At 52.0% G+C, this 23,829-nt stretch carries 16 protein-coding genes; 8 read left to right on the forward strand and 8 right to left on the reverse strand.

The genetic code is table 11. From position 1 onward, the window contains the following. Positions 1-212: 212 nt before the first annotated feature. From K7A41_RS19685 to K7A41_RS19705, 5 genes are all read right to left on the reverse strand, one after another. A complete protein-coding gene (locus tag K7A41_RS19685) occupies positions 213-1,040 on the reverse strand; it encodes a metallophosphoesterase family protein (RefSeq protein WP_265715072.1) in 828 nt (275 codons plus the stop codon). Then, complete coding sequence (locus K7A41_RS19690; protein WP_265715073.1) at positions 1,040-2,839, reverse strand: RagB/SusD family nutrient uptake outer membrane protein; 1,800 nt, start codon at positions 2,837-2,839, stop codon at positions 1,040-1,042. The genes K7A41_RS19685 and K7A41_RS19690 overlap by 1 nt, the downstream gene beginning before the upstream one ends. A 9-nt stretch (positions 2,840-2,848) precedes the next feature. Next, complete coding sequence (locus K7A41_RS19695; protein WP_265715075.1) at positions 2,849-6,133, reverse strand: SusC/RagA family TonB-linked outer membrane protein; 3,285 nt, start codon at positions 6,131-6,133, stop codon at positions 2,849-2,851. Between the two features lie 81 nt (positions 6,134-6,214). Continuing rightward, on the reverse strand, positions 6,215-7,234 hold the full coding sequence (locus K7A41_RS19700) for a FecR family protein (protein WP_265715076.1): 1,020 nt from the start codon (positions 7,232-7,234) through the stop codon (positions 6,215-6,217). A gap of 126 nt (positions 7,235-7,360) precedes the next feature. Continuing rightward, complete coding sequence (locus tag K7A41_RS19705) at positions 7,361-7,960, reverse strand: RNA polymerase sigma factor (RefSeq protein WP_265715077.1); 600 nt, start codon at positions 7,958-7,960, stop codon at positions 7,361-7,363. 225 nt (positions 7,961-8,185) lie between these two features. Here K7A41_RS19705 and K7A41_RS19710 point away from each other — a divergent pair, with 225 nt between their 5' ends. The 5 genes from K7A41_RS19710 (at position 8,186) to K7A41_RS19730 (ending at position 11,308) form a co-directional block, all read left to right on the forward strand. Further along, on the forward strand, positions 8,186-8,518 hold the full coding sequence (locus K7A41_RS19710) for an ArsR/SmtB family transcription factor (RefSeq protein WP_265715078.1): 333 nt from the start codon (positions 8,186-8,188) through the stop codon (positions 8,516-8,518). Positions 8,519-8,581: 63 nt separating this feature from the next. Further along, the gene (locus K7A41_RS19715) at positions 8,582-9,055 is read left to right on the forward strand and encodes a DUF6428 family protein (RefSeq protein WP_265715079.1); all 474 of its coding nucleotides are present in this window, start codon (positions 8,582-8,584) and stop codon (positions 9,053-9,055) included. Positions 9,056-9,077: 22 nt separating this feature from the next. After that, a complete protein-coding gene (locus K7A41_RS19720) occupies positions 9,078-9,695 on the forward strand; it encodes a protein-tyrosine-phosphatase (RefSeq protein WP_322784041.1) in 618 nt (205 codons plus the stop codon). Between the two features lie 3 nt (positions 9,696-9,698). After that, complete coding sequence (arsB, locus tag K7A41_RS19725; protein ID WP_265715080.1) at positions 9,699-10,751, forward strand: ACR3 family arsenite efflux transporter; 1,053 nt, start codon at positions 9,699-9,701, stop codon at positions 10,749-10,751. A gap of 194 nt (positions 10,752-10,945) precedes the next feature. After that, on the forward strand, positions 10,946-11,308 hold the full coding sequence (locus tag K7A41_RS19730) for a VOC family protein (RefSeq protein ID WP_232048734.1): 363 nt from the start codon (positions 10,946-10,948) through the stop codon (positions 11,306-11,308). A 117-nt stretch (positions 11,309-11,425) separates the two neighbouring features. Here the strand turns inward: K7A41_RS19730 and K7A41_RS19735 are convergent, their stop codons facing one another. The 3 genes from K7A41_RS19735 to K7A41_RS19745 are packed head-to-tail and all read right to left on the reverse strand — an operon-like array spanning position 11,426 to position 18,518. After that, positions 11,426-13,849 carry a glycoside hydrolase family 127 protein gene (locus K7A41_RS19735; protein ID WP_265715081.1) on the reverse strand — a complete coding sequence of 808 codons (2,424 nt, stop codon included), beginning with the start codon at positions 13,847-13,849 and terminating at the stop codon, positions 11,426-11,428. Between the two features lie 30 nt (positions 13,850-13,879). Further along, the gene (locus K7A41_RS19740; protein ID WP_265715082.1) at positions 13,880-15,508 is read right to left on the reverse strand and encodes a RagB/SusD family nutrient uptake outer membrane protein; all 1,629 of its coding nucleotides are present in this window, start codon (positions 15,506-15,508) and stop codon (positions 13,880-13,882) included. Positions 15,509-15,527: 19 nt separating this feature from the next. Beyond that, the gene (locus K7A41_RS19745; protein WP_265715083.1) at positions 15,528-18,518 is read right to left on the reverse strand and encodes a SusC/RagA family TonB-linked outer membrane protein; all 2,991 of its coding nucleotides are present in this window, start codon (positions 18,516-18,518) and stop codon (positions 15,528-15,530) included. Positions 18,519-18,917: 399 nt separating this feature from the next. On the opposite strand from K7A41_RS19745, the gene K7A41_RS19750 reads away from it, so the two are divergent. From K7A41_RS19750 to K7A41_RS19760, 3 genes are read left to right on the forward strand one after another with little or no spacing between them, the layout of a single operon-like run. Continuing rightward, positions 18,918-19,445: an RNA polymerase sigma-70 factor gene (locus K7A41_RS19750; protein WP_265715084.1), complete on the forward strand. Its 528-nt coding sequence runs from the start codon at positions 18,918-18,920 to the stop codon at positions 19,443-19,445. Positions 19,446-19,490: 45 nt separating this feature from the next. Next, positions 19,491-20,540: a FecR family protein gene (locus tag K7A41_RS19755; RefSeq protein ID WP_265715085.1), complete on the forward strand. Its 1,050-nt coding sequence runs from the start codon at positions 19,491-19,493 to the stop codon at positions 20,538-20,540. A gap of 38 nt (positions 20,541-20,578) precedes the next feature. Continuing rightward, on the forward strand, positions 20,579-23,824 hold the full coding sequence (locus K7A41_RS19760) for a TonB-dependent receptor (protein ID WP_265715087.1): 3,246 nt from the start codon (positions 20,579-20,581) through the stop codon (positions 23,822-23,824). Positions 23,825-23,829: the final 5 nt, after the last annotated feature.

Genomic DNA, 23,829 nt, shown 5'->3' on the forward strand with positions numbered 1-23,829 from the left:
CTGTATAAAATCAGGCCAAAAGAAGATTGTCAAAAATTTAACTACAACGTTTTCGTAATTTAACTACAACGTTTTCGTATTTTTTCTATTACAGACACTGAGGATTCCAGGAGACAAACAACAGGCCGTCCGGATGAGATCCGGACGGCCTGTTCCATGCTCGCCAACTGCTGGTGTTCGTATCCCGGGAGCATCGGGGAAATATGCTGGTTTTATTTGATGTATTTCCAGCTAAAGTCCTTTCCGCGGACCTCCACCTCCAGATGTCCAGGCGCAGTCCCCTCAAAGCTTCCATGCCACCAATTTCCGGACACCGCCCCAGCCGTGATAAACTGTACACCCTTGACCTTGATTTCTTCATACAGGTGCATATGCCCCTGTAACACCAGCTTGAGGCTATGCTCCTTGAAAAGGTCAAATACCTGCTTTTGATTGACAAAGGTATCCGTAGCTGTGTAACGCCCTTCCAGCACCGGATAATACACAGATAAAAAAGGGACATGTGAGATGACCACCAAGGGCTGGTCTTTGGCGGTATTCTTAACCAGCTCCTGCAACCATGTCAACTGCTTCTCAGCGATGACATACTGGTGATCTTTGGTTTCCACAGTATTCAATACAATAAACTTCCAGCCTTTATGCTCAAAGCTGTAGTAAGTCTGGCCGAAAACCTTTTCAAAGAGCGCAAAGTCATTAAGGCCATTGCGTATGCCCCGGGGCAACCTGTCGTGATTGCCAATGGTCATATGATAAGGTTTACCTGTCCGGTCAAAAAGGTTCTTCAGCTGCTTGAGCCGTTGCTCCCCTACCGTTAAGTCAGCGGTTTTTAAGTTGTCAATATCCACATTGTCACCACCGCTGACGATCAATTCGACACCCGGCGGCAGGGATGTTAACCGTCGGTGCACCTGATCGAGAGTAGAGTCGCTATGAACATGCATATCCGTGAAAAATGCGAACTTAAATTGCTGCGCTTCTGCCGTCCCACAGCAAAATGCCAGCAGCATAAGAAGTAAGATAGGTGTTTTTATACGTTTCATTACCATCCAAATATTTGTTTCAGGTTATCATTTAAAAGTATTTCCGCTTGCGGTATAGGGCGATAATAAAATTTAGGTGCTTCAAAAGTTCCTGTATTTTCGATTGTTTCGACGGTACCGCTATTTCCTTCCGAAAGAAACACGCCGACATCCTGACCAAAACGCCCAACCCGATAATACTGCAATTCCCTTCCCAGGCTGTTTTTCTCCTTTACGGCCGGTATGGATGCGGACGATGCCAATAACACGATATCCGGAATACCATCGCCGGTCAGGTCGTGCTGGCCCAGCCCGGCGAAGTAGATGCCTTCCCGTTTATTCTTTAACAGCTCACCCACATTCCAGCGCATGAGGTCTGTAAACCGGAAGCCCTCAAAGGCAAGTTCTACCCGACGTTCCCGTCTGATCTCCAGAACGAGATTACGCTGGCTGCTTTCTACATTGGCATAGCGCGATGCCAGTACCGGATCTATCGCTACACCAAGAGTCATCGCCGGCATCCCCGCCCTTGCGCGCAACAGATTGATACTGCGGTCGAGATCCGCCTGCGTCAGCTGCCCCAGTTCTGCCTTTGCCTCCGCAAAATTCAAGAGGACCTCGGCATAGCGGTACAGTGGGATATCCAGGTTGTTGCGCGCTTCCAAGCTCAATGTATTCTGAAACCCTTTGATCTGGTGGTAACCCGAAAAGTTTTTGGCCAGCTGCTGCACATACAGGCCAGCCCCCTGCGCATAGGTATGGGAATAGATCAGTTGCCATCCCGGGTAAGCATAAGTCTGCGCCAGACGGGGGTCGCGGTTTTCGAATTCTTTAACAAAAGAGTACTTTTGGTAACCAGGCTGCGCCGAATAAAACGAACCATCTTTCATTAAATACGCTTGCACCAGGTCGCGCAGCGGATAATATTCGTAATTACCAAACATACCCGGCCATGAGCTTGCATTGAGCACATTGTTGGCAAAAAAGCGACCGAGCACCACCTCCTTGTTGTTTTCCAGGTTTTCACTAAAAAACAGGCTTCCATAGTCTTGATCAGGCTTGCCGGTAGTATGGATCACAAAGCCCCCCTCCCGCATCATCTGGTCACTCACATGTTGTGCTTTGGTCAAAAAGTCATTTGCCGAACTTTTCAGATCCAGTTCATTGTGGTATTTTCGGTAGGTACCCTCATACAGAGCAAAGCGGCTGTACTCCTGTAAGACGACCCACTTGTTGACGGTACCCAGCTTTATCCGGGGCTGTACATGTTGGGCAGCAAACTCAAAATCCTCCATAATTTTCTGGACGACGGTCGCCCGTGGGTCACGTTTGGCGAAGAGATAATCCGTGTCACTCACCTCCAAAGCCTTATCCACCCAGGGCACGTCCGAAAAGCGCTGTACCTTCTCCACATAAAACCGAGCCCGAAAATACCGGCCCAATCCTTCATAATGTGCTTTCTCACTTTCGCTAACCTTGGCTTTAGCCATATGCTCCAGAAAGAAATTAATTTTGCGGAGCTGCTCCCAGTTCCAGCCACCCGTGATGGTCGCCGCAGACGCATTACCTGCCATGATTGTTTTGATCTCCGTATTGCCCGTCGTACTGGCATTGTCCGAGGTTGCATCGGACTCATAAATGCCCAGCCCCGAAAAGTCGTACAAGCCATTGATATACAGCTCCAGGTCAGTGGCTGTATTAAAAAAGTTCTCATTATTGATCGCGGTCTCCGGAACACGGTCTAAGTAGCTGTCGTTACAGCTTCCCAGCAGTGAAAGCCCCGAACATACAACGGCTAATTTTATATATTTATTTATCATGATATGCGATTAAAAAGTCAATTGAATACCAGCAGAAAAACTGCGCTGGAAAGGATATGTCAACCCGTTGCCGACACGATCCGAACCTGCAGTCGGGTTTGTATAAATATTTTCATTCAAGGTCTCCGGATCAAAATAGCGCTTCACGGCAGACCATTCGATGATGTTCTCACCACTCAGATAGACACGTAAGCTGCTGATCTTGGCCCTTGAAGTAAGGGATCTCGGCAGTGTATAGCCGATCGTCAGGTTTTTGAGACGTAGGTATGCTGCATTCAGCAAGTAGTTGGTCTGTGGTATGGCCAAGCCCTGCGCCTGATCAATACGGGTACCCAAATTCCGGTCGGCGAGCCAGGACTGCAAGATGGGGTAAGCCGCATCCAGGTTCTGATCTGCCAGGCCCAGGTTGAGATAAGCCTGAGAATGCTTGGCACGATCGATCTCCGAATCACTTTCGGGGCGATAGAAATCCAGCAGATGCCCGTAGAAGTTACCGTAAGGTTGTTGGTATGTTCCCCAATACAGGTAATCCAGCGGATAATAATCGCGTTTGCCTATTCCCTGAAAAAATGCGCGGACATCAAAACCTTTCCAATCTGCAGAAAGGTCTAGCCCAAATTGATACCGTGGCGTGGAATTGCCAATGATCTTAAGATCTTTGGTATCTCCGAGGGTATAGCCTTTTTCAATCTTGCCATTACCATCCTGATCGACATAAGTCGGCCATCCCGGTACGATCGACAGCGCTCCCCAGGGGATGATGGACGTCTGGTCCAATTTGGCGATCTCTGCCTCATCTTTAAAAAGCCCATTACTCTGCAAGCCCCAGATCTCGCCCATGCGCATGCCCTCATAGTACTGTAAGATGCTTTTGTTCGGGTTGTCAAAGCGGGTAATCTTGGATTGTGAGTCCGACAGCAGCAATTTCGCATTGAAGCGCAAGGGCGCATTGGCCAGTTCGAAGCGATCCTGAAAATTGACGGTCAGTTCCCAGCCGTTGGTCTTGAGATCCGCCGCATTTTCCCGAGGCTCAGCCGCCCCCAGAATATTTGGCAGGTCCTTGCCCAGCGTCAGCATACCCAGGGTACGCCTTGAATAATAATCAAAACTGGCAGACAGTTTATTTTTAAGTACGGCCACGTCCATGCCCACGTTTACGGTATTGACCTTTTCCCAGGTGTAGTTTGGAGACACCAGTGAAGGAACCTGAATAAAGATCCCCCGTTCGCTGCCGAACAAGTAATCTGCATCCTTTTTTTCCATTGCAGGCAGATAGCCATAGCTAGAGACGGACTGATTGCCGAGCTGCCCGTAAGAGGCCCTCAGTTTCAGGAGATCCAGGCCAGGCAGCGCCATAAAATTCTCCCGGTCAAGGCGCCAAGCCACGGATCCCGAAGGGAAAAAGCCAAAACGTTTGTTCTTGGGAAAACGCGAGGAGCCATCATAGCGCCCGTTAAATTCGACAATATACTTATCATCGTAGGTGTAGTTGAGCCGATAGAAAGCACCACGCAAGGCATAAGTATCAATCGCTTCACCCATTTTCATTGTACCGGTGGCAAATTGGATTGTTGGAAAAGATTCCGAGATCAAGCCCGCCCGCTCGGCATTGATGAGCTCGTAGCGGTAATCCTCCTGATTGAACCCCAATACCGCGTTGACCTGATGTTTGTCAAAAGACTGCATATAGGTGCCGTATATATTATACACGTTATGGTAGATAAACCCCGCCTCCCGGTAAGCACCTGTGGTTCCCTCTTTTCGCACATCGTCGGGACCGTAGCCGATCTCGTACTGATTAGTATACCAATTGCGGTTCAGGGAGTTGCGACGGAACGTGTAGTCTGCATTGAGTTTGAATCTGTTACCAAAAAAACGGAGTTCGGTATTGAAGGTCGATTGCACGTCCAGGTACTTACGGTCACTTTTCCCGCCATCGACCATCTGCGCCGCAATGATGCCGGCCGAGGAATTGGCCCAGGTGCCGTCCGGATTCTTGTCAAAAGAAGTCGGGAAGATATTGTAAATATCTGCCAGGCTCATCTGTGAGGGGGTAAGCCGACGAATGCTTCCGATCACCGTATTGTTGCCAAATGAGATCAAGTCAGAAAGTCTATAATTAACTTTTGATCGCAAATTGTAGCGGTCAAAATAGTCTTCCGTGAGTTTAACCGGTGAATTTTGCCTATTGTAGCTGCCACTGATATAGTACTGTACCTTTTCATTAGCCCCCGATATGGAGACGTCATGCGAGCTGGTGGCGTTCCAGTCAGACAGGAAATAGCGCGTCCAATCCCTGTTGCCCATGTATTCCCAGACTTTGGAATCCGAGGGGTTGATGCGCACACCGGCAATCGAAGGGTCGTCTGAGCGTTCCTTGGCATATTGGTAAAACTGATCGGAGTAATTGACATTGTCCCAGGGCGTATTGTCGGTCGAAGTCTCCAGCAACCTGGAGAACACATACGGGTCGGTTATTTTGTCGGGCATCACCGTGGGCGTATTCCAGGTAAAATTGTTGGAATAGCTGACTTTCGCATCGCCTTTTCCGGTCTTGGTGGTCACGATCAGTACCCCAAACGAGGCGCGGGCACCATATATCGCTGCTGCTGAGGCATCCTTGATCACGGTGAAGGACTCGATATCCTGTGGCGCAATACGGATCAGCTCTTCGGCCGATACCGGTACATTGTCTACCAGGATCAGTGGATCGCCCCCGTTGATGGAAGTTATGCCCCGGATATTGATATTGGGCACGGCCCCCGGTGCTCCAGAATTGAACCGTATATTCAAGTTGGGCGCGATCCCCTGCAGCCCCTGGGCTGCATTCGAAATCGGGCGGCTGTCGAGTACCTCACCGCTGATATGGTCGACCGCCCCTGACAGGTTGGTCTTTTTTTGCGTGCCGTAGCCCACGACGACGACTTCATCCATTTGGTTGGCATCCGTCAGCTGGAAGACTACGCTGGAGCGCTTTCCAGGGCTGACGATAAATTCACATTCTTCTTTACCCTTGAGTCCCGTGAAGCTCGCGGTAATGCAATAGTTGCTGTCCACGGGCAGGTCGTTGAAGACCACTTTCCCCTGCTGGTCGGCCTGTGCAGCACGCCTGAAGTGACTTACCTTGTTGTTCACCGTGACCGTTGCATTCGCCAAGCCCTTCGACTTGGTATCCTGCACGATGACAACAAGTTCACCACGCTGCTGGGCAAAGCCCTCCTGGCCGGCAGCAATTGCCAATAGTAGTAACAAGGCCCCTTTGGCTGGCCTCTTGCTGGTTAACGATAGTTGCATATTTTTCATTAATAATGGTGCATAGTTTACCCGGGCTCCCCTATTATGGGGGTGCACATCATGGTGTTTCTCATTGATTTTTTACGGACTGTTTTTTATGATCGTATAGGTATTTGTTTCGTTATTAAACCTGAGCTCCAGATCATTTGCAAGACAGATTGTCTGTAGGATCTGCCCCACATCATTCTCTCTGCTGTACGTACCATAAAATGATAATCCGGAAACTTGGTCCGCCGAAAATAAAATGGAGGTGCGGTAGAACGACGCTATGGCGGGCAGCACTTCAGCAAGCGGCTTATGATGAAATACCAATGACGTCTGAATGACCTCTTCCACCGGTTTTTGTATTTTCGAAAACGGCTCCTTTTTCGGCTGTACGGCCGGCTCATTCCAGGTCTGCCCCGGTGTCAGGTAGGCAAGGAGCCTCTCCTTCCCATTTTGGTCGCGTTCCTTAATGGACACCCGGCCCGTTATCAGGCGTACTTCGGGTTTGGCGTCTTTCGTCTCCTGGCTCACCCAGAACGCGGTGCCCAATGCTGTCGTTAGGATATTGCCGGCCAGCACGGTAAATGGGCGGGCTGTATCGTGCGCCACCTCAAAAAATGCCTTACCCTGCAATTGAATTGCGCGTTGCCCCTGCGGGAAGGGCTGCATCCAAGTCAGCGTCGAATGTGCCAGCAGGCGGACCTTGCTGCCATCCTCCAATATAAGCGTGCTATCGCGCGGTACGGTACAGGACATCCGGCCCGGCTTGACCGGAGTTCTGTTCACTACAGCAGAGATCGTTTGCACGGGCTCCTCGCCCGGACGGTCTTCCCATAGATACCATGCGAATGAAAAACATAGGAGCGCGGCTGCCGCAATTTTGAGCAGTGGCTTCCAGGCAACAGGAACACGTCTTACCGCTGTTTCTGCTGGCAGTAGACGCGCGTCAATCCGCTCCTTCATACGCAGCTTTGCTGCATCACCGTCCAGTGAAGATCCCGCAGCCACATCGAGCTCCCGCAGCCATTGCATTAAGTGCGCGCGCTCCACATCGGTGATCTGCCCCGAGATATATTTTTCAATCAATCTTTCCAGTTCTCTTTTTTCTTGCTGCATACACCCTATAGTTGCTGCAATGCGGCAATCGTACCATTCCAAATGCGTTAAGCTTATGTAAAGTTTATTTTAAGGAATTGCAGGGTTTTCAGAACTGTGTCCCAAGCCCGGGGCAAGACGGTTGCACTAAAAGAAAAGCAGGAAAGATAAGGACAGGAAAACAGTGGGATTCAGTTGCTGTTGCTGCATATGCTGGCGCACCAGGATCAGCGCCTTGCTTAACTGGTTTTTTACGGTCTGTAGTGAGATCCCCAGTTGTTCGGCTATTTCATGGTTACTGAGGCTGCGCTGATACTTGAGGTTAAAGACGACCCGCATCCGGTCGGGCATGTCGACCACAGACTGTTCGATGGCCACCAGTACATCCATATAGTTCTCTTCATAGCCATCGATCGGGAATACTTCCTGAAGGCCATCCTGAATCATGAGGCTATAGTGCTCAATATGTTTTTGATGTACCCCTTCCCTTCGGAAATGCTGGAAAAGCTTGTGATACAAGGCAGAGATCAGGTAGGCTCGCAATCCGCTATGGATATTGATCCTATATCGTCTCTGCCATAGGTCGACAAAAAGATCCTGGACAAGGTCCATCGCCACATCCACGTCTCCGACCTTTCGGATAGCGATCTGGAGAAGCGTGCTCCAATGCTGCTCATAAATTTCATCAAAAGCACTGTAATCCGCATTTGCCAGACGTTCTAATAGCATGGCGTCTATCGTTTTCACAAGCATGTTTTCTAGATCAATAATTCTTCGTCTGCCGTAAAGATCAGGCTTTAATACAAATACAGTATTAAGGACAGGTAAAGAATACATTAACGCCGCAGTGTGGCCAGCAAAAAAAAAACAGCCATTCTGGTTCAGTGTCCTATTGAGCGACTGCTGTTTCAAATTTCCATTTGCAAAACTCATTTTAATATCGTAATATTGCGATATTAAATATCATCAGCTATGGGAATTACCAAAACAGAGATTTTTGCAGACGAACAGAACCAGCTGGCCACCGCCTTCAAAGTCCTGGGCCATCCTGCGCGGATCGCCATACTGCAGTATATTATCGACAGGAAAGCCTGTATCTGCAATGACCTGGTTGAGGAACTGGGACTTGCCCAGGCAACGATCTCACAGCATCTGAAGGAACTCAAAAGTACCGGTATCATTCAGGGAACCATCGAAGGCAAATCCGTCTGCTACTGCATCAACGAAGCGGTATGGAAAAGGATACAGCAGGATTTCAATACCTTCTTCAATCAGGAGGTTAAAGTGTCGAGCTGCTGTCCGTAGCTTTTTTTTAACTATTATCATCGTCATATTGCAATATATCATTAACACATAAAATACATCGTTATGAGACTATCCGAAATCAAAGAAATCCTTCCGACATTGGACAATGTCGAGTTTCAGCTGGAAAACGGCACTTTTGTTCCTGAGCATTTCCATGTTACCGAAGTGGGACAGATCACGAAAAAATTTATTGACTGCGGCGGCGTGGTTCGTGAAGAAAAAGCCGTCAACTTTCAGCTCTGGAATGCAGATGATCTGGAACATCGCCTCAAACCCGGTAAATTACTGCACATCATCAACTTATCCGAAGAAAAACTGGGCATTGAAGATGCAGAGATCGAAGTGGAATACCAAAGCGAGACCATCGGTAAATACGGCCTGGACTATAACGGCAAGACCTTTGTCCTGAAAAACAAAAGCACTGCCTGCCTGGCGCAGGATGCCTGCGGAATACCTTCCGAAAAAATTAAAAAAGATCTTCGCAGCCTTACTGTAGTATCATCATCTTGCTGCACGCCGGGCTCCGGATGCTGTTAAACGATGTAACCTGTCTTGTCACATGATGTACCCGACCTTATCCGACACCATCAGCCAGCTGCGCCAGGAGCAGCTGGTCAGCGCAGCGCGCCGGGCTGCCCTGCAGCCCCTGATTGACTATGTGCAGGCCAAAGTACATGCCGGGGCACCCGTCAATCTCCATTTTATCTGCACCCACAACTCACGGCGCAGTCACTTGGCTCAGGTATGGGCGCAGACGGCCGCCCTCTACTTTCATGTACCGCAGGTGCACTGCTATTCAGGTGGTACCGAGGCGACCGCCTTGTTCCCCAGAGTCGCCGGAACGCTATCCACCCAAGGGTTTGAGGTATTCCAGATCGCCGGCGGCAGCAATCCGGTATATGCGATCAAGGCTGGCGGCAATATCAGTCCGGTCATCGGTTTTTCCAAAACCTACGATAGCCCCTTCAACCCGACAGCAGATTTCGCGGCGATTCTGACCTGCACGCAGGCCGACGGCGACTGCCCTTTTATCGCGGGGGCCGAAAAACGCATATCATTGCCTTTTGACGATCCGAAACAAGCTGACGGTAGTCCGGATCAGGACCGCGTCTATGCTGCGCGCAGCCTGGAGATCGCGGCGGCACTATTTTATGCTTTTTCACGTATTCACCATTAGTCTATGAAATCCAAACTAAAGTTTCTCGACCGATACCTGACCTTATGGATATTTCTCGCCATGGCCGCAGGTATCTCCCTGGGCAAAGCTTTGCCTTCATCCGCAGGGTGGATAAACAGTTTCAGCAGCGGGACGACGAATATCCCACTCGCTGCTGGCTTGATCCTGATGATGTATCCGCCACTGGCCAAGGTCCGATATGAACAGATCGGAAAGGTGTTCCGCAATGTAAAGGTACTGGGCGCCTCCCTGTTGCTCAACTGGGTCATTGGCCCGATATTGATGTTTGCCCTGGCCATCGTCTTCCTCAACGGTTATCCCGAATACATGACGGGTCTGATACTGATCGGTCTTGCCCGTTGTATTGCCATGGTCGTGGTCTGGAATGAGCTGGCTGAAGGAAACCGCGAGTATGCTGCCGGGCTGATCGCGCTGAACAGCCTCTTCCAGGTTCTGCTGTACAGCCTTTACGCCTATCTGTTTATTACGGTACTGCCACCGCTATTCGGTGTTGATGGACTCGCTGTGAATATCTCTATTACTGAAATTGCAAAAAGCGTCGGTATTTATCTCGGTATCCCCTTTCTTGCGGGCATCATTAGCCGTTACGGACTGATTGCACTAAAAGGGGAAGAGTGGTTTCAAGCCCGGTTTATCCCATTGATCTCGCCGGTCACGCTGATCGCGCTTTTATTCACCATCGTCGTTATGTTCAGCCTAAAGGGAGAAACGATCCTGCAGCTGCCCTCCGACGTCCTCCGTATAGCCCTGCCGCTGGTCATTTACTTTGTCCTTATGTTTGTAGTCAGTTTTATTGCAGGTAAAAAGGCAGGTGCAGACTATTCGCAGAGCACAGCGATAGCTTTTACCGCTGCAGGTAACAATTTTGAGCTGGCTATTGCGGTAGCGATAGGCGTATTCGGAATCAATAGCGGTCAGGCATTCGTTGGGGTGATCGGCCCGCTAGTGGAAGTTCCGGCCTTGATTGCGCTGGTCAATCTAGCCTTTTGGTTCCGCAAAAAACACTTCGGTCCACAACCGCGCTATCAGCAATAAACTGTTGTGCAATGCGCAGCCGGTGAGCATAAGCGCCGGCTTCCAACATGCATAAAGTGAAGAGCATGCCTGCAATGATTTGTGCATATGGCGTACAATCACCTGAAAATATGATCGCTGTCACCTCTACTCGAAGTAGTTATGCCTACATTCGTATCATGAAAGAATAGATATCATTTAGCAAATCCACAGCAATGAACAGCATCAGCGATTACGACAACTTTTTCCTTCCAGCAGATAATCTGGAAGAGGCAAAAGAATTTTATGGCAGGCAGCTTGGTCTAAAAGTCAAATTTGATTTTGCGGACAAAGGAATGACAGCATTCCGGGTAGGCGCCCACGAGCCGGCGATTATCTTGAGCACCCGACATGCCCAGCCGGCGATATGGTTTACGGTGGAGAGTGTAAAAACGGCCTATGAAGACCTAAAATCCAGGGGCATATCATTTCTGAGCGAACCATTTGAGATTATGACCGGCTATGCCGTTGAATTCAATGATCCCTTTGGGAACAAGCTAGGGCTGACAGATTATAGTAAAATCGGGCCATCGTCTTAACGCTTATCAAAAAAGAAACCGCGCCAAAAATAAATTTGACGCGGCTTTCTTTAACCACCTAAATAAAATAAATGCCTTTTCCTTAAGCACCTATTTATGCTGTTGTGAATGACAACATCACTTGACTTCAAACTCGTAGATCCCTACGGATACCTCTTTGCCCATCCTGAATTTTAGCCGAACCTTTTGCGCCTTTACCGGCTCAAACCTGACGGTATTGACCTTATCCAGTTCGTTTGGATAGGCGCTCGTGTTTTTTACGGCCGTCCAGTTGCCCTTCGCATCCAGGTATTCGACCGACCAGCTGTCAGGGATGCGGCTGCCGCCCCAGGGGCGGTCGTCCCACCAAAATACGCTTGCCTGAGAGATCTCTGCAGGTTTTTCCAGCGTATAAGCTATCCATTCTTCCGTACCTTTGGCGGGCCATAGCGAATAAAATGACACGTCGCGATCCGAAGAACTTTTGGGCCAGTAGCCGTCATTGACTTTTGCCAGCGAGGCACCCGGACCTTTAGAAGATTCCACTTCTGCCTTGGTGCTTATCGTCGCTGCCGGCAGTGGCCGCGTATATTCTACCGTCCTGGGGATCCAGACCTCCATCTCCCCCGCGCCGCGGTTGGCCCAGGCATAATAAGGGATCGCCGTGAGCTGTTTATCCTGTTCGACGATCGTGTTCTGCGGATTGCGGGCGGCACTCTTGCCGTCCATGGTCAGGGTCACGATACCGTTGAGCTTATCCGGCTGATAGCTGCTTTTGACCGTAGCGTCATCCGTCAGCACGGCATTGGAAACTTTACCATCGTTGTCCGGCCACTCCAGGCAGTAGACAATCGGACCCCGCTCCAGGGCCACCTTGCCCCTGTCGTCTTTCACCTGATCATTGGCGATCGTGCGCTTTACGTCCATGGGCAGTACCAGGTCGATGCGGTCACCCTTTTTCCATTGGCGATTGAGGCTGGCATAACCGTTTGCCTGGATCGTAAACTCGACCGGCTGCCCGTTTACCATGATCTCCACCTCCTTGCGCTCGGGCTTCAGGTAGGTATAGAGCTGCCCCGGAACCGGACGGTCAACCGCCCATCCCGGTATCCGGAGCAGCAGCTCAAAAGTACCCGACTGTTCGGGGCTGACCTCTATTGCTGTATTGCCCTCCCAGGGATAATTGGACTTCTGCGCGATATGCACCTTATTTCCGGGCAAGTCTATAGTCGTTTCGCTTTCGACAAAAAGGTTGACATAGATATGGTTGTCCTTGTGTGCATAAGCATATCCCGGGATGGAAGGGATAAAGCGGCAGACGTTGCTCGGACAGCAGGCACAGCCAAACCATTCACTGCGCGTATGCTGTCCCTCCGATGCCAGGGGATTGGGATAGAAAAAGCGGTTGCCCGCAAGGCCGACACCCGAGAGCACGCCATTGTACAAAGTACGCTCGATGACATCATAGTATTTTGCATCACCATGCATCAGAAACTGCCGGTGGTTCCAGTAGACATTGCCGATGGCGGCGCAGGTTTCGCAATAGGCCGACATATTGGGCAGCTCGTAATTATCGCCAAATGCTTCCCCATGACCGCGGGCGCCGATCCCGCCGGTGACGTAGTATTTTTTGTCCACCACATTGTCCCATATCCTGTCTATTGCGTTCAGGTATGCCTTGTCGCCCGTGAGTGCCGCGACATCAGCCATTCCCGAGTACATGTACACGGCACGCACCGCATGGCCCACGGCCTCATCCTGCTCGACGACCGGTTTGTGACTTTGGGCATATTCACCGCGGACACCCTTCCCTTTCAGGTCAAGAAAATACTTTGCCAGGTCCAGGTATTCCTTTTTCCCGGTGGCCCGGTACATCTTGGCTAGCCCCATTTCGACGATCTGGTGGCCCGGTTCGTATTTCAGGCCGCCGATCAGAAAATCCTTGACCAGCAGATCCGCGTTCTTGATGGCGATATCCAGCAAGCTGCGTTTTCCCGTGGCCATATAATGGGCCACCGCCGCCTCATATAGATGTCCGGCATTGTACAGTTCGTGGCTCAGGTCCGGATCCTTCTCCCAGCGTTGCTTGCCTACCCAGCCGTGCAGCTTACCCGGCTCAGCGGCAGTCCGGGCGGTAAATAGGTAGCCATCCGGCTCCTGTGCCTTTCCGATATAGTAGATCAGCGAATCCATCTGCCGCTCCAGGGCAGCATTGGGGTTGGTCTGCACCGAATAAGCCATTCCTTCGATGATCTTGTAGATATCCGTATCGTCAAAAGGATATTCCGTACTGAAATATCCCTTCATCAGTCCGGCCGCCTTCTTAAAATTGTCCACCCTTCCGGTGGAGTAGCACTGCTGCAACGCAATGGGGATGGTCACCTGCTGATTGACTTTGAGCCTCGGGGCCCAGAATTTGTCGGTAAACTTGACATCCACAAACGAAACCGGCTCGATCGGATAGTCCAGCTTCTTATCCGCCCCGGTCTGTGCCCGGCTCTCGCCCACAAAGATACTGCTGAGCAGCATCGTCAGTACGACATAACATTTTAATCTATCCATAACAACATTTTATTTCATCGTATTATTCCATTAGTATCCAGGATTCTGCTTCAGGTTAGTATTGGTATTGAGCGCAGCCCGGGGAATGGGAAACAAGTTGCGGCTTACATTTTTGGTTGCCTTGTGCGAAAACCAGGATTTGCTGCTGAATACGCCAAAGCGGATCAGGTCTGTGCGCCGGTGCGCTTCCTGGTCAAATTCCCAGCCCAGTTCATCCAAAAATCGGCCGTACTTGATATCGGCGCCGCCCTCCTGCGTGCTGCCATAGCTATCACGCTGCCCGTAGTCGTAGGTGCTGCCGGCCAGCAGCTGGCTTCCGGTGACGACCGCTTTGGCAGGCTGCCCCGGGAAAGCACGCTGTCTGACCCTTGTCACGATCTGTGCCGCCTCTTCGGCCCTGCCTGTCCTTAGGAGCGCTTCCGCTTTCATCATCAAGATTTCCGCATAGCGAAACACCGGAAAATCATTGCTCAGCTGCACCGCGGCACCCTGCTTGATCTCAAATTTGCCCAGGCGGAAGCCGTGTACGGCCTCCGAGGCATCGATCGAGGGCACTTCATTGATCAGATTCAGCGGTTTTCCCTTATAGGCTCCCAGCCCGACCAGCAGCTGCTCTCCCGAGGAGGAATACTGCTGCCCCTGGATCCAGTTGCGCTGGTTGCGTATATCGTCTTTGTCAAAAGAACGGATATATTGGGGAGTGGCGCACATACCGCCCCATGGTGCTGAAAGCAGGTTATAGGTTGCCTGGCTTTCCGAAGGCAGGGACTGCATGTGCAGGTCAAAGGCGTTCCAGTTGTTGGTATAATTTTCATCCAGGGGCAGGGCAAACACGATCTCCCTGGAGTTCTCATTGTCGGTAACGAAGACATTTTTCTGGATATTTTCCAGTACATAGCCGGCCCCCGAGCTGATGACCGCATCACAGGCAGCAATGACCTTCTGCCACTGTGCCGTACCACTATAGACCTCTGCGTTCAGGTAAACCCGTGCCAGCAGGGCGTATGCCGCCCATTTATTGAATTTGCCGTAGGTACTTTTGTCATTTTTGTCGCTCAGCAAGCCGATATTGGATTCAATTTCACCGACAACAAACTCATATACTTCCTTACGTGAATTCTGTTTGGGCAGGAAGCCTTCGGGCAGATCAAACTGTGTGACGATGGGGACATTGCCAAAGAAGTCGCAGAGGATGGCGTAGTAGGCTGCGCGCAGCACTTTGAGCTCCGCGACGACAGCTTCTTTGTTTTCTTCCACCGGAATCCGGCCGGATTCGATCTGATAGATGATCCGGTTGCAGTTGGTGATTCCGGCGAATGTGCGGTTCCAGGTCTGCACGACGATTCCTTCGTCGGCGGTCCAGGTATGCTGGTGTATACGTTTGTACACGCCGCCGTCCACCCAGCCATTGGGGCGCGCCGGGATGACTTCCTGATCGGCACTGAGCTCCTGCGCCCGCCAGAGACCGTCCCAGTCCAGCAGCAGAAAGCGCCAGTTTGAATAGGCGGTACCCAGCAGCGAAGCCAGATCATCAGCCGTTGGCTGAAATTTGTCGATGATGATCGTTGTATAGGAATCATCTTTTAGTTTGGTGCAGCTGCTGACCGACAGAACGCCACAGCTCAGCAATAAGATCGTTGCGAAATTATTTCTTTTCATGATTGACATCTTTTACGGATTAAAAACTGACATTGACTCCAAAGGTAAAGGTACGTGTGGTCGGATACTTGTCACGGTCGTCATTGCCCGGAGCCAGTCCCAGCCGGTTCACCTCCGGATCTATACCCTTATAGCCCGTGATGACAAAGGTGTTGAGCGAACTTGCGTAGATCCGGGCATTGTTCAGCCATTTGGTTTTGCTGTTCCGGAAAGTATAGCCCAGCGTGATGTTGTCGATCTTCCAGTGGTCACCATCTTCGATGTAATAGCTGTTGTACTCGAGCGGAGCATTGAGCCTGGCCTTACCAAATACCAGATCTTCTGACGACGCCAGGCGGTTATAGTTCTGGAGGGTCGGATTTTCCAGGTACATGCGCTGAAAGTTCAGGATCTGATAGTCAAATGCGCCGCGCATGGTGACCGAGAGGTCAATATTTTTGTAGCGGAAATTGTTGTTCCAGCCCGCATAATATTTAGGCAGTCCGTTTCCCAGGACTTTCTTATCTTCAAAAGTGTGACCGAAATCGTCGTAGGCGACGGGAGCACCGTCTGCCCCCTCATAGATCCATTTGCCGTTTTCATCGATATCCACGACTTTAAAACCGTAGAAATCCCCGATCTGCTGACCGATATAGACGATATTGGTGAAGGTCTGAATGGGCTCACCCGTACCACCGGCAGTGAAGTAGTCGTTGGTGGTCTGGTAAAGTTCGTTGGACAGGCTTTTCAGCTTATTGGTATTGGTGGAAAACAGCAGACTGGTACGCCACTCAAAATCCGGTTTGCGCACCGGGGCCACATTGAGGAGCACCTCGATACCGTTGTTGCGCATCGTACCCACATTGGCCCTGGTGCTGGTAACCAGGTTGGGCGGACTAGGCACCTGATAGTCGTACAATAAGCCCTTGATGTCGCGGATGTAATAGTCGATGTTACCGCTGATCAGTCCTTTGAGCATGCTAAAGTCAAGTCCAAAGTTGCTTTCGTGCTTTTCCTCCCAGCGAATATTCGGGTTGGGGTTGGAAGTCGGCCCCAGCGACTGTACCCAACGGCCGTTGGAGTAAATATAACCACCGTAGCCCAGCTGCGCCTGCCCCAGAAAGAGGTTGGACGGTGGGTTTCCGGTGACGCCATAGCCTGCACGTAGTTTCAGGTCGTCAAACAGCTTCTGGTCAGCCATAAACGATTCGTTGGAAATGCGCCAGCCTCCAGAAATGGCCGAAAAAGTACCCCAGGGGCTTTTGGCACCGACCAGCTGGCTGGCCCCTTCGTGGCGCACACTGGCCAGCAACAGGTAGCGGTCGTCGTAACTATACGTGAGCCGGCCAAAAAAGCTGATCAGGTTGGTTTCAAACTTGTCACTGCCGATGGCTCCCTTACCCTCCTTTATCGCATTTCCCAGGCCTATATTGTTGTACCCGAAGATATCCGTCGGGAAGTCCCAGTTCTGGATAAAGCTACTGGAGTTTTCATTTTCCTGATAGCCATAACCTGCGAGGATGCTGCCACGATGCCTGCCGATGGTCCTGGAGTACTCGGCCGTCAGTTCCATCAGCCGGTCGATGATCAGCCTGTTGCCCTGGGCAGCATAGCCATTGCGGCTGTCCCGCAGATTCGAAATATGATTTTTGGTTTCCGAATAGCCTGCCGTGATATTCTCTCTCGAATACGAAAACAGCGAGCTCAGTTTGAGGCCGGCCACGGGATTATAGGTGACCGTACCGGCCATCCTCGAATTTACACTCCGTGTCTTTCCATCGCTCTCATATAAGCGGGCCAGCGGGTTTTCGTAGTTAAAATTGCTGGGCTGTTCAAACCACTTGCCGTTTGTGTCATGCACAGGCGAGGTCGGATTGAATATCAGCGCCTGCCGGTACGTATAGCCGTTAAAACTGCCTCCATCCTGTGTCTGCGTAAAACTGTTGGTCTGATTGAGCAGGCTCAGGTTGAATCTGAGCTTATTGTCCAGCATGGAGTGGTTCACATCGATGCGGCCGCTGAACGTCTCATTGTCGGAGCGTTTTAAGATCCCTTCGAGATACCTGTAATTTGCCGATGCCAGATAATTGGTTGTGCTGCTGCCGCCACGGAAAGTGAGGTTGTGGATGTGCGTCAGTGGCGTCTGTGAGATTTCCTTCAGCCAGTCCGTATCCGAGCCCAGGTCCCAGGAAGCATCCCGGATACCCTCCTTGATCTGCCGCCGGTAGTCGCTGGCCGTCAGCAGCTCCGGCTTGCGCAAGATGGACTGCGTACTTACCGAACCAGCGTAGTCGATGACATTGGATTCCTGCCCTTTGGCCCGTTTGGTCGTAATGATAATAACCCCATTGGTACCCCGTACACCGTAGATGGCTGCTGCCGAACCGTCTTTGAGCACATCGATGGATTCGATATCCTCCGGCGCCACCGTGGTCAAGGTGCCCGGGATGCCGTCGATAATGACGAGCGGATCGCTGTTGGCGCCAAAGAGCGTCGTATTACCCCGCAGCAGGATCTGGCTGCCCCCCGTCGGGTTTCCGCTGGTGGTACCGACACTGAGTCCGGCCACCTTACCCTGCAGCAGCTGGCCCGCATCCTGAACCGGTGCCTTCACAAAGTTTTCAGAGGTCACTGTAGCGACCGAACTGGTCAGGTCACCTTTGCGCTGCTGACCATAGCCGATGACCACCACCTCCGAGAGCTGTTCGTTGTTGGGCGTCAGCCTGACGAGCAGATCCGTTCTGCCCCCGACACCAACTTTTTGCGTATCGTATCCAATAAAACTAAATGTCAGCGTGTCCGCTGCAGCAGATGGGATCGTAAATGTCCCCTCGTTGGAAGTGACGGTACCTTTAGCGGTAGATTTTGAGTACACGCTGACACCCGACAACGGCTTGCCCTGTTGATCCTCAACCCTACCCTTTAATCCCGTCTGTGCCTGTGCATACCCATGGGACGGTAGCAGCACACCTGTGAAAACGATCAATCCACACCAATTGATCCATTTTTCCTTCGCATTTCTGAAGCTCATAAAAGTTTATTTAATTGGTTTGTTTCTTCCCAACACCTTTTTAAGTGTTAAAACGACATTTATTAGAGCAAAAAAATATCTCCGCATCAGCAGAGACCAGCATCAGCATCGTTTTACGTTTATACCTCGGTTATTAGAATCAATTTTAAGAAAAAAATAAATGTAAAACAAACATTTAATATATTCTTTTCGAAATCACCCGGCGGAGCACCCGCTTCCTCTTGTTTACTCCGGTCCATACCGTGTTCCCTGCGTGCCTCTGGGGGGCATGCAGGGAGGCCTCCCTATCCACTGCCCAGCTGCATGATCTTACAGGTTGTGGTCTAAATCCAACATAAATTGTCTTTCCTAAAAATAAACCCTAATTTTGACTAACCGACACTTAACTAAGCCATCACGATGAACGTAGCCCATGTCCGACAATTGTTTACCCAGCTTTATGAAGAAAACTGGGTCAAGCTGTATGTGCATGTTTTTCGGATGCTGGACGACCGTGATGAGGCCCGTGATATTGTACAGGAGATCTTTGCGAATCTCTGGGACAGGATGGAGCGCCTCGAGATCGAGCATTCCTATCAGGCCTATCTCTTCCGTTCGGCACGCAATCTGGTGATCAACCGCATCGCCAGCCGCGATGTGGGGCGCAGGTACGAAAGTTACCTGGAGCATGCGGGCCCTGCCCTTGAGGTCATGCCCGATGAGCTGCTGCGGGAGAAAGAACTGGCCCGGCAGATCGAAGATGCCATTGAGAAGCTGCCCAGCAAAATGGCGCTGATCTTTAAGAAAAGCCGGTACGAACAACGCAGCTACCGCGAGATTGCCGAAGAGCTCGATATTTCTGAGCAGACAGTTAAAAAACAGATTTACAATGCGTTGACCCTTATCAGAAAAAAAATACGGACTATTTTCATTTTTTTCTACCACTAACCTGCCCCTTTCCTGTCTTCTAAGCAGCAAACAGAACAACTGCCCATGAAGACACCGCTATCCAGATCATTACTGCAAAAATATCAGCAGGGACTATGCAGCCCTGAGGAGACTGCGCTGGTCGAAAGCTGGTACAACCAGCTCAGCAAAGCAAACAACGCAAAGGAAATCCCCGAACTTGATCTTGCGGCCGAAGACCGCTATTTGCGGCAGACGCTCTTTGGCGACGAACTGCAGGCCGCGCAGCGGAAACGGGCCTATATGAAAGTCGCGGCCAGCATCGCTCTTTTTCTGACGGCCGGACTGGCGATTTACTTTTTTTCCAGTCCTCCGCAGCCACAGCCGGCAGCCCCCTTTAGCATCGGCCAGTTTCAGGCCGAGCTGCTGATCGGCGATCAGGTGGTGAGCCTGGATGAGCGGCAGCCCCCGGCCCCCGCATGGATGGACCGGCACAAGGGCGACAAAGTGGCCCTACAGACTAGAAAAGGACAAGAATACCGGATGCAGCTGCCCGACGGCACCACCGTGTGGCTCAACGCCGACAGCAGGCTGGAGATCGGCAAGGACTACAATCAGCAACAGCGCGCCGTCTATCTGCAGGGCGAAGCCTATTTTAAGGTAGCCAAAAACAAAACTGTCCCTTTTATCGTTCATGTGGGCAGCACAAGCATAGAAGCACTGGGTACAGCGTTCAACGTACGGCAGTACGAGAGCGACGGGCAGCTGCTGACCACAAGGCTTGACGAGGGCAGCATACGCGTCAGCAATGCCGGCCGGCAGCAGGTGCTGCTGCCCGGACAGGCGGTACAGGTGGACTTGCAGCAGGGCAGCTTCGAGCTACAGCAGCACAGCCGCCAGCCCGAAGGCCAATGGAAAGACGGTTACTTTACCTTCGAGCAGACGCCGCTGCCCGAGATCATGGCCGACCTGGCCCGCTGGTACAATTTTACCTATACCCTGTCGCCGGCCTATGAAAAGAAAGTCCTGAGCGGAAAGATCAGCAAAAAGGAACCCTTTGCGGAGGTGCTCCGCATACTGCGGTTTGCCGGCATCAATTACACGGTCGACAAGGACCGCCTGCTGCTTGCCCCCTGACCCACAAACTAAACAAACGAATTTTAATCTAATACCCTATGAAAAACTCCGTAAAAGCAGTACTGTTTATGCTGATGCATGTCAACGGTTATGCCTTTAGCCAGCATCCGGCCGGTGCGCCAGATCAGATTCAGTTCAGACAGCTCGTCAAAACCATCGAGCAGCGCAGCGACTACCGCTTTGTCTATGACCCCAGCGAAATTAAGCCCGACCTGAACCTGGATGTGAACCTGGACAATACCAATATTCCGGAACTGCTCAGGCAGGCCTTTACCGCCAGGGGCATCCGCTACCGCATTGTCAACAATACCATTGTGCTTCAGGGCAAAGCTACAGGCAGCCCCCAGCAGACCGCTGTCAGCGGCCGCGTGCGCAATGCCGCCGGCGCCCCCCTTGAGGGCGTGAGCGTCCGTGTCAAAAACAAAGTGACCAGCACTGTCACCGACGCCGGCGGACATTTCACCTTACATGGCCTGCAGGCCGACGACATCCTGTTGCTGAGCTATGTGGGCTACCGCAGCAAAGAAGTTAAAGTTGCCGGCGGCGGCCCCCTTGAGCTGAGCCTTGAGGCCGATCCCGGCAATCTCGACGAAGTGGTGGTCATCGGTTACGGTACCTCCTCCGTCCGCAAAAACACAGGTTCGGTATCCAGTGTGACCAGCCGGGAGATCGGAACGCAGCCCGTACTGGATCCCCTTGCCGCACTGCAGGGCCGTGTCGCCGGCCTCAACATCGCATCCAATTCAGGACTGCCCGGCGGCTCGTTTCAGGTGCAGCTGCGCGGCGTCAATTCACTGAGCAACGGCAGCAGCCCGCTCTACATCATCGACGGCATTCCCTTTTCGGACGAAAGCATGAACCAGTTTTCCCTTGCCAATGGCAATCAGAGTCCCCTGAGCCTGATCAACCCCAAGGACATCGAGCGCATCGACGTGCTCAAGGACGCCGACGCCACGGCCATCTATGGCTCCCGCGGTGGCAACGGGGTGATCCTGATCACTACCAAAAAAGGCAATAAAAGCGGGCTCAAAATAGACTTCAACGCCAGCATCGGTTCGGGTAAAGCCATCCGTAACCTCAAGATGCTCAATACCGAACAATACCTGCAGATCCGTAAGGAAGGCTTTGCGAACGACCAGTTTGAACCCACGGTGGATAACGCACCGGACCTGCTGACCTGGGACCAGAAGGCCAATAGTGACTGGCAGAAAGCATTTTACGGTGCCGGGGCGCCGTTCTCAAGCTACCAGCTCTCCTTTGCCGGAGGCAACGAGTATACACAGTATCTCGCCAGTACCAACTTCAACCGGCAGGGCGATCCCCTGCCCGGCAACAAGACCTATCAGCGTGGCGGAGCCCTGCTCAATCTGTCCACTCAGTCCCGGGACCAGCGCTTCAAACTCAACAGCAGCTTCAGCCTCAATCTGGACCGCAACAACACGGTGCCGACCGATATCGCACAGTTTTATAACGTGGCACCCAACTATCCGCTGTACGACGAAAAGGGGGACTACTACTGGTTCCAGCAGAATCAGCAGAATCCCGCGGCCTATATGGAGCGATCGGCGCTGTCGAAGTCAAAATCGCTGCTGGCCAATCTGTCTGCCGAGTATGCGATCCTGCCCGAGCTGACGGCCAAGATCAGCGTGGGCTACAACCTCAAGAGCATGGACCAGACGCGCCTGCTGCCCAATGCCGGATTCAATCCCGCCACCAGTACCGGCTCGATGGCCTCTTACGGCAATTCGGACTACGAGTCCTACATCGTTGAGCCTCAGCTCAATTACAGCAAAACATTTGGTAAGCACGATGTCAGGCTGCTCGCCGGCGGCACCTGGCAGCAGCGGGTCAGCGAGGGCAAATACATCGACGGCAGCGGCTACCCGAGTGATTCGCAGCTTGAAAACATGGCTGCAGCCGGAGCGCTCACGGTCCGCAACAACCAGTATGCCGACTACCGCTACCAGTCGGCCTTCGGCCGGATCAGCTACGCCTACGATGACCGCTACCTCTTCAATGTCAGCTACCGCCGGGACGGATCCTCGCGCTTCGGCCCCAACAACAAGTACGGTAACTTCGGATCAGTGGGCGCGGCCTGGGTATTCAGCAGCGAGGAGTTCCTGCGCGGGCAGTCCGTACTGAGCTTCGGAAAGCTGCGGGCCAGCTGGGGTGTGACGGGCAATGACCAGATCGGCGACTACCAGTATCTCGATACCTGGGGCACCAACTTTGCCTACCAGGGCATCTCGGGCCTATACCCGACACGGGTATACAACCCCGATTTTGGCTGGGAAGAAATCAGAAAGAAAGAGCTGGGCCTTGACCTCGGATTTTTGAAGGACCGCATCTTCATGACCCTCAACTACTACAACAATAGATCCGGCAACCAGCTGATCGATATTACCCTGGCGCCACAGACGGGCTTTACCTCCTATTTTGGCAATCAGCCGGCAAAGATCGAAAACAGCGGCTGGGAGCTGGAGCTCAGCAGCACCAATATCCAGCGGGAACAGTTCAGCTGGAAGACCAGCTTCAATATCACCTTTCCGTCCAATACCCTGCTGGAATATCCGGGGCTTGAGAGCAGCAGCGATGCGCGCCGCTACGTTATCGGCGAGTCCACACGCATCGTGCGCGGGTTCCAGTTCACCGGTGTGGATCCGCAGACCGGCATCGCCCAGTTCAGGGATGTGGACGGCGACGGCAAGATTACCGATTTCAATGACTACGTGACCCTGGGTTCAACCATGCCGCGCTATTACGGCGGCCTCAGCAACAACCTCAGCTATGGCCCGCTGAGTCTGGGCTTCATGCTGCAGTTTGTCAAGCAGGAAGGCCCCTCCATCGGCTATGGGCCACTGGCGACCACCATCGGTGCCATGGCCAATCTGGACGAATACGTACTGGGCCGCTGGCAGCAGCCCGGCGACATCACCGATATCCCACGTGCCACGGCCAATAGTGCCAACGAGGCCAATGTGGTGTACCGCAACAATTACCGGTACTCCTCTGCGGTCTGGGACGACGCCTCCTTCATCCGGCTAAAAAATGTGTCGCTCAGCTACGATATCTCGCGGTGGGCGCAAAAGATCCACATCAGCCGGGCCGCCCTGCAGTTTACCGCGCAGAATCTGCTGACCTGGACCAGCTTCAGGGGCATGGACCCCGAGATGCCCGGTTTTGACCGCAGCTACCTTTCGGATGTCAACCCCTTCGGGTCTGTACGCACCAGCGCCACACCGTCGTTGCGTACCTATACCTTTGGTGTGCAGCTCACTTTTTAATCAAT

Origin of the sequence: Sphingobacterium sp. InxBP1 (genome assembly GCF_026191775.1) — a bacterium.
GTDB lineage: Bacteria > Bacteroidota > Bacteroidia > Sphingobacteriales > Sphingobacteriaceae > Sphingobacterium > Sphingobacterium thalpophilum.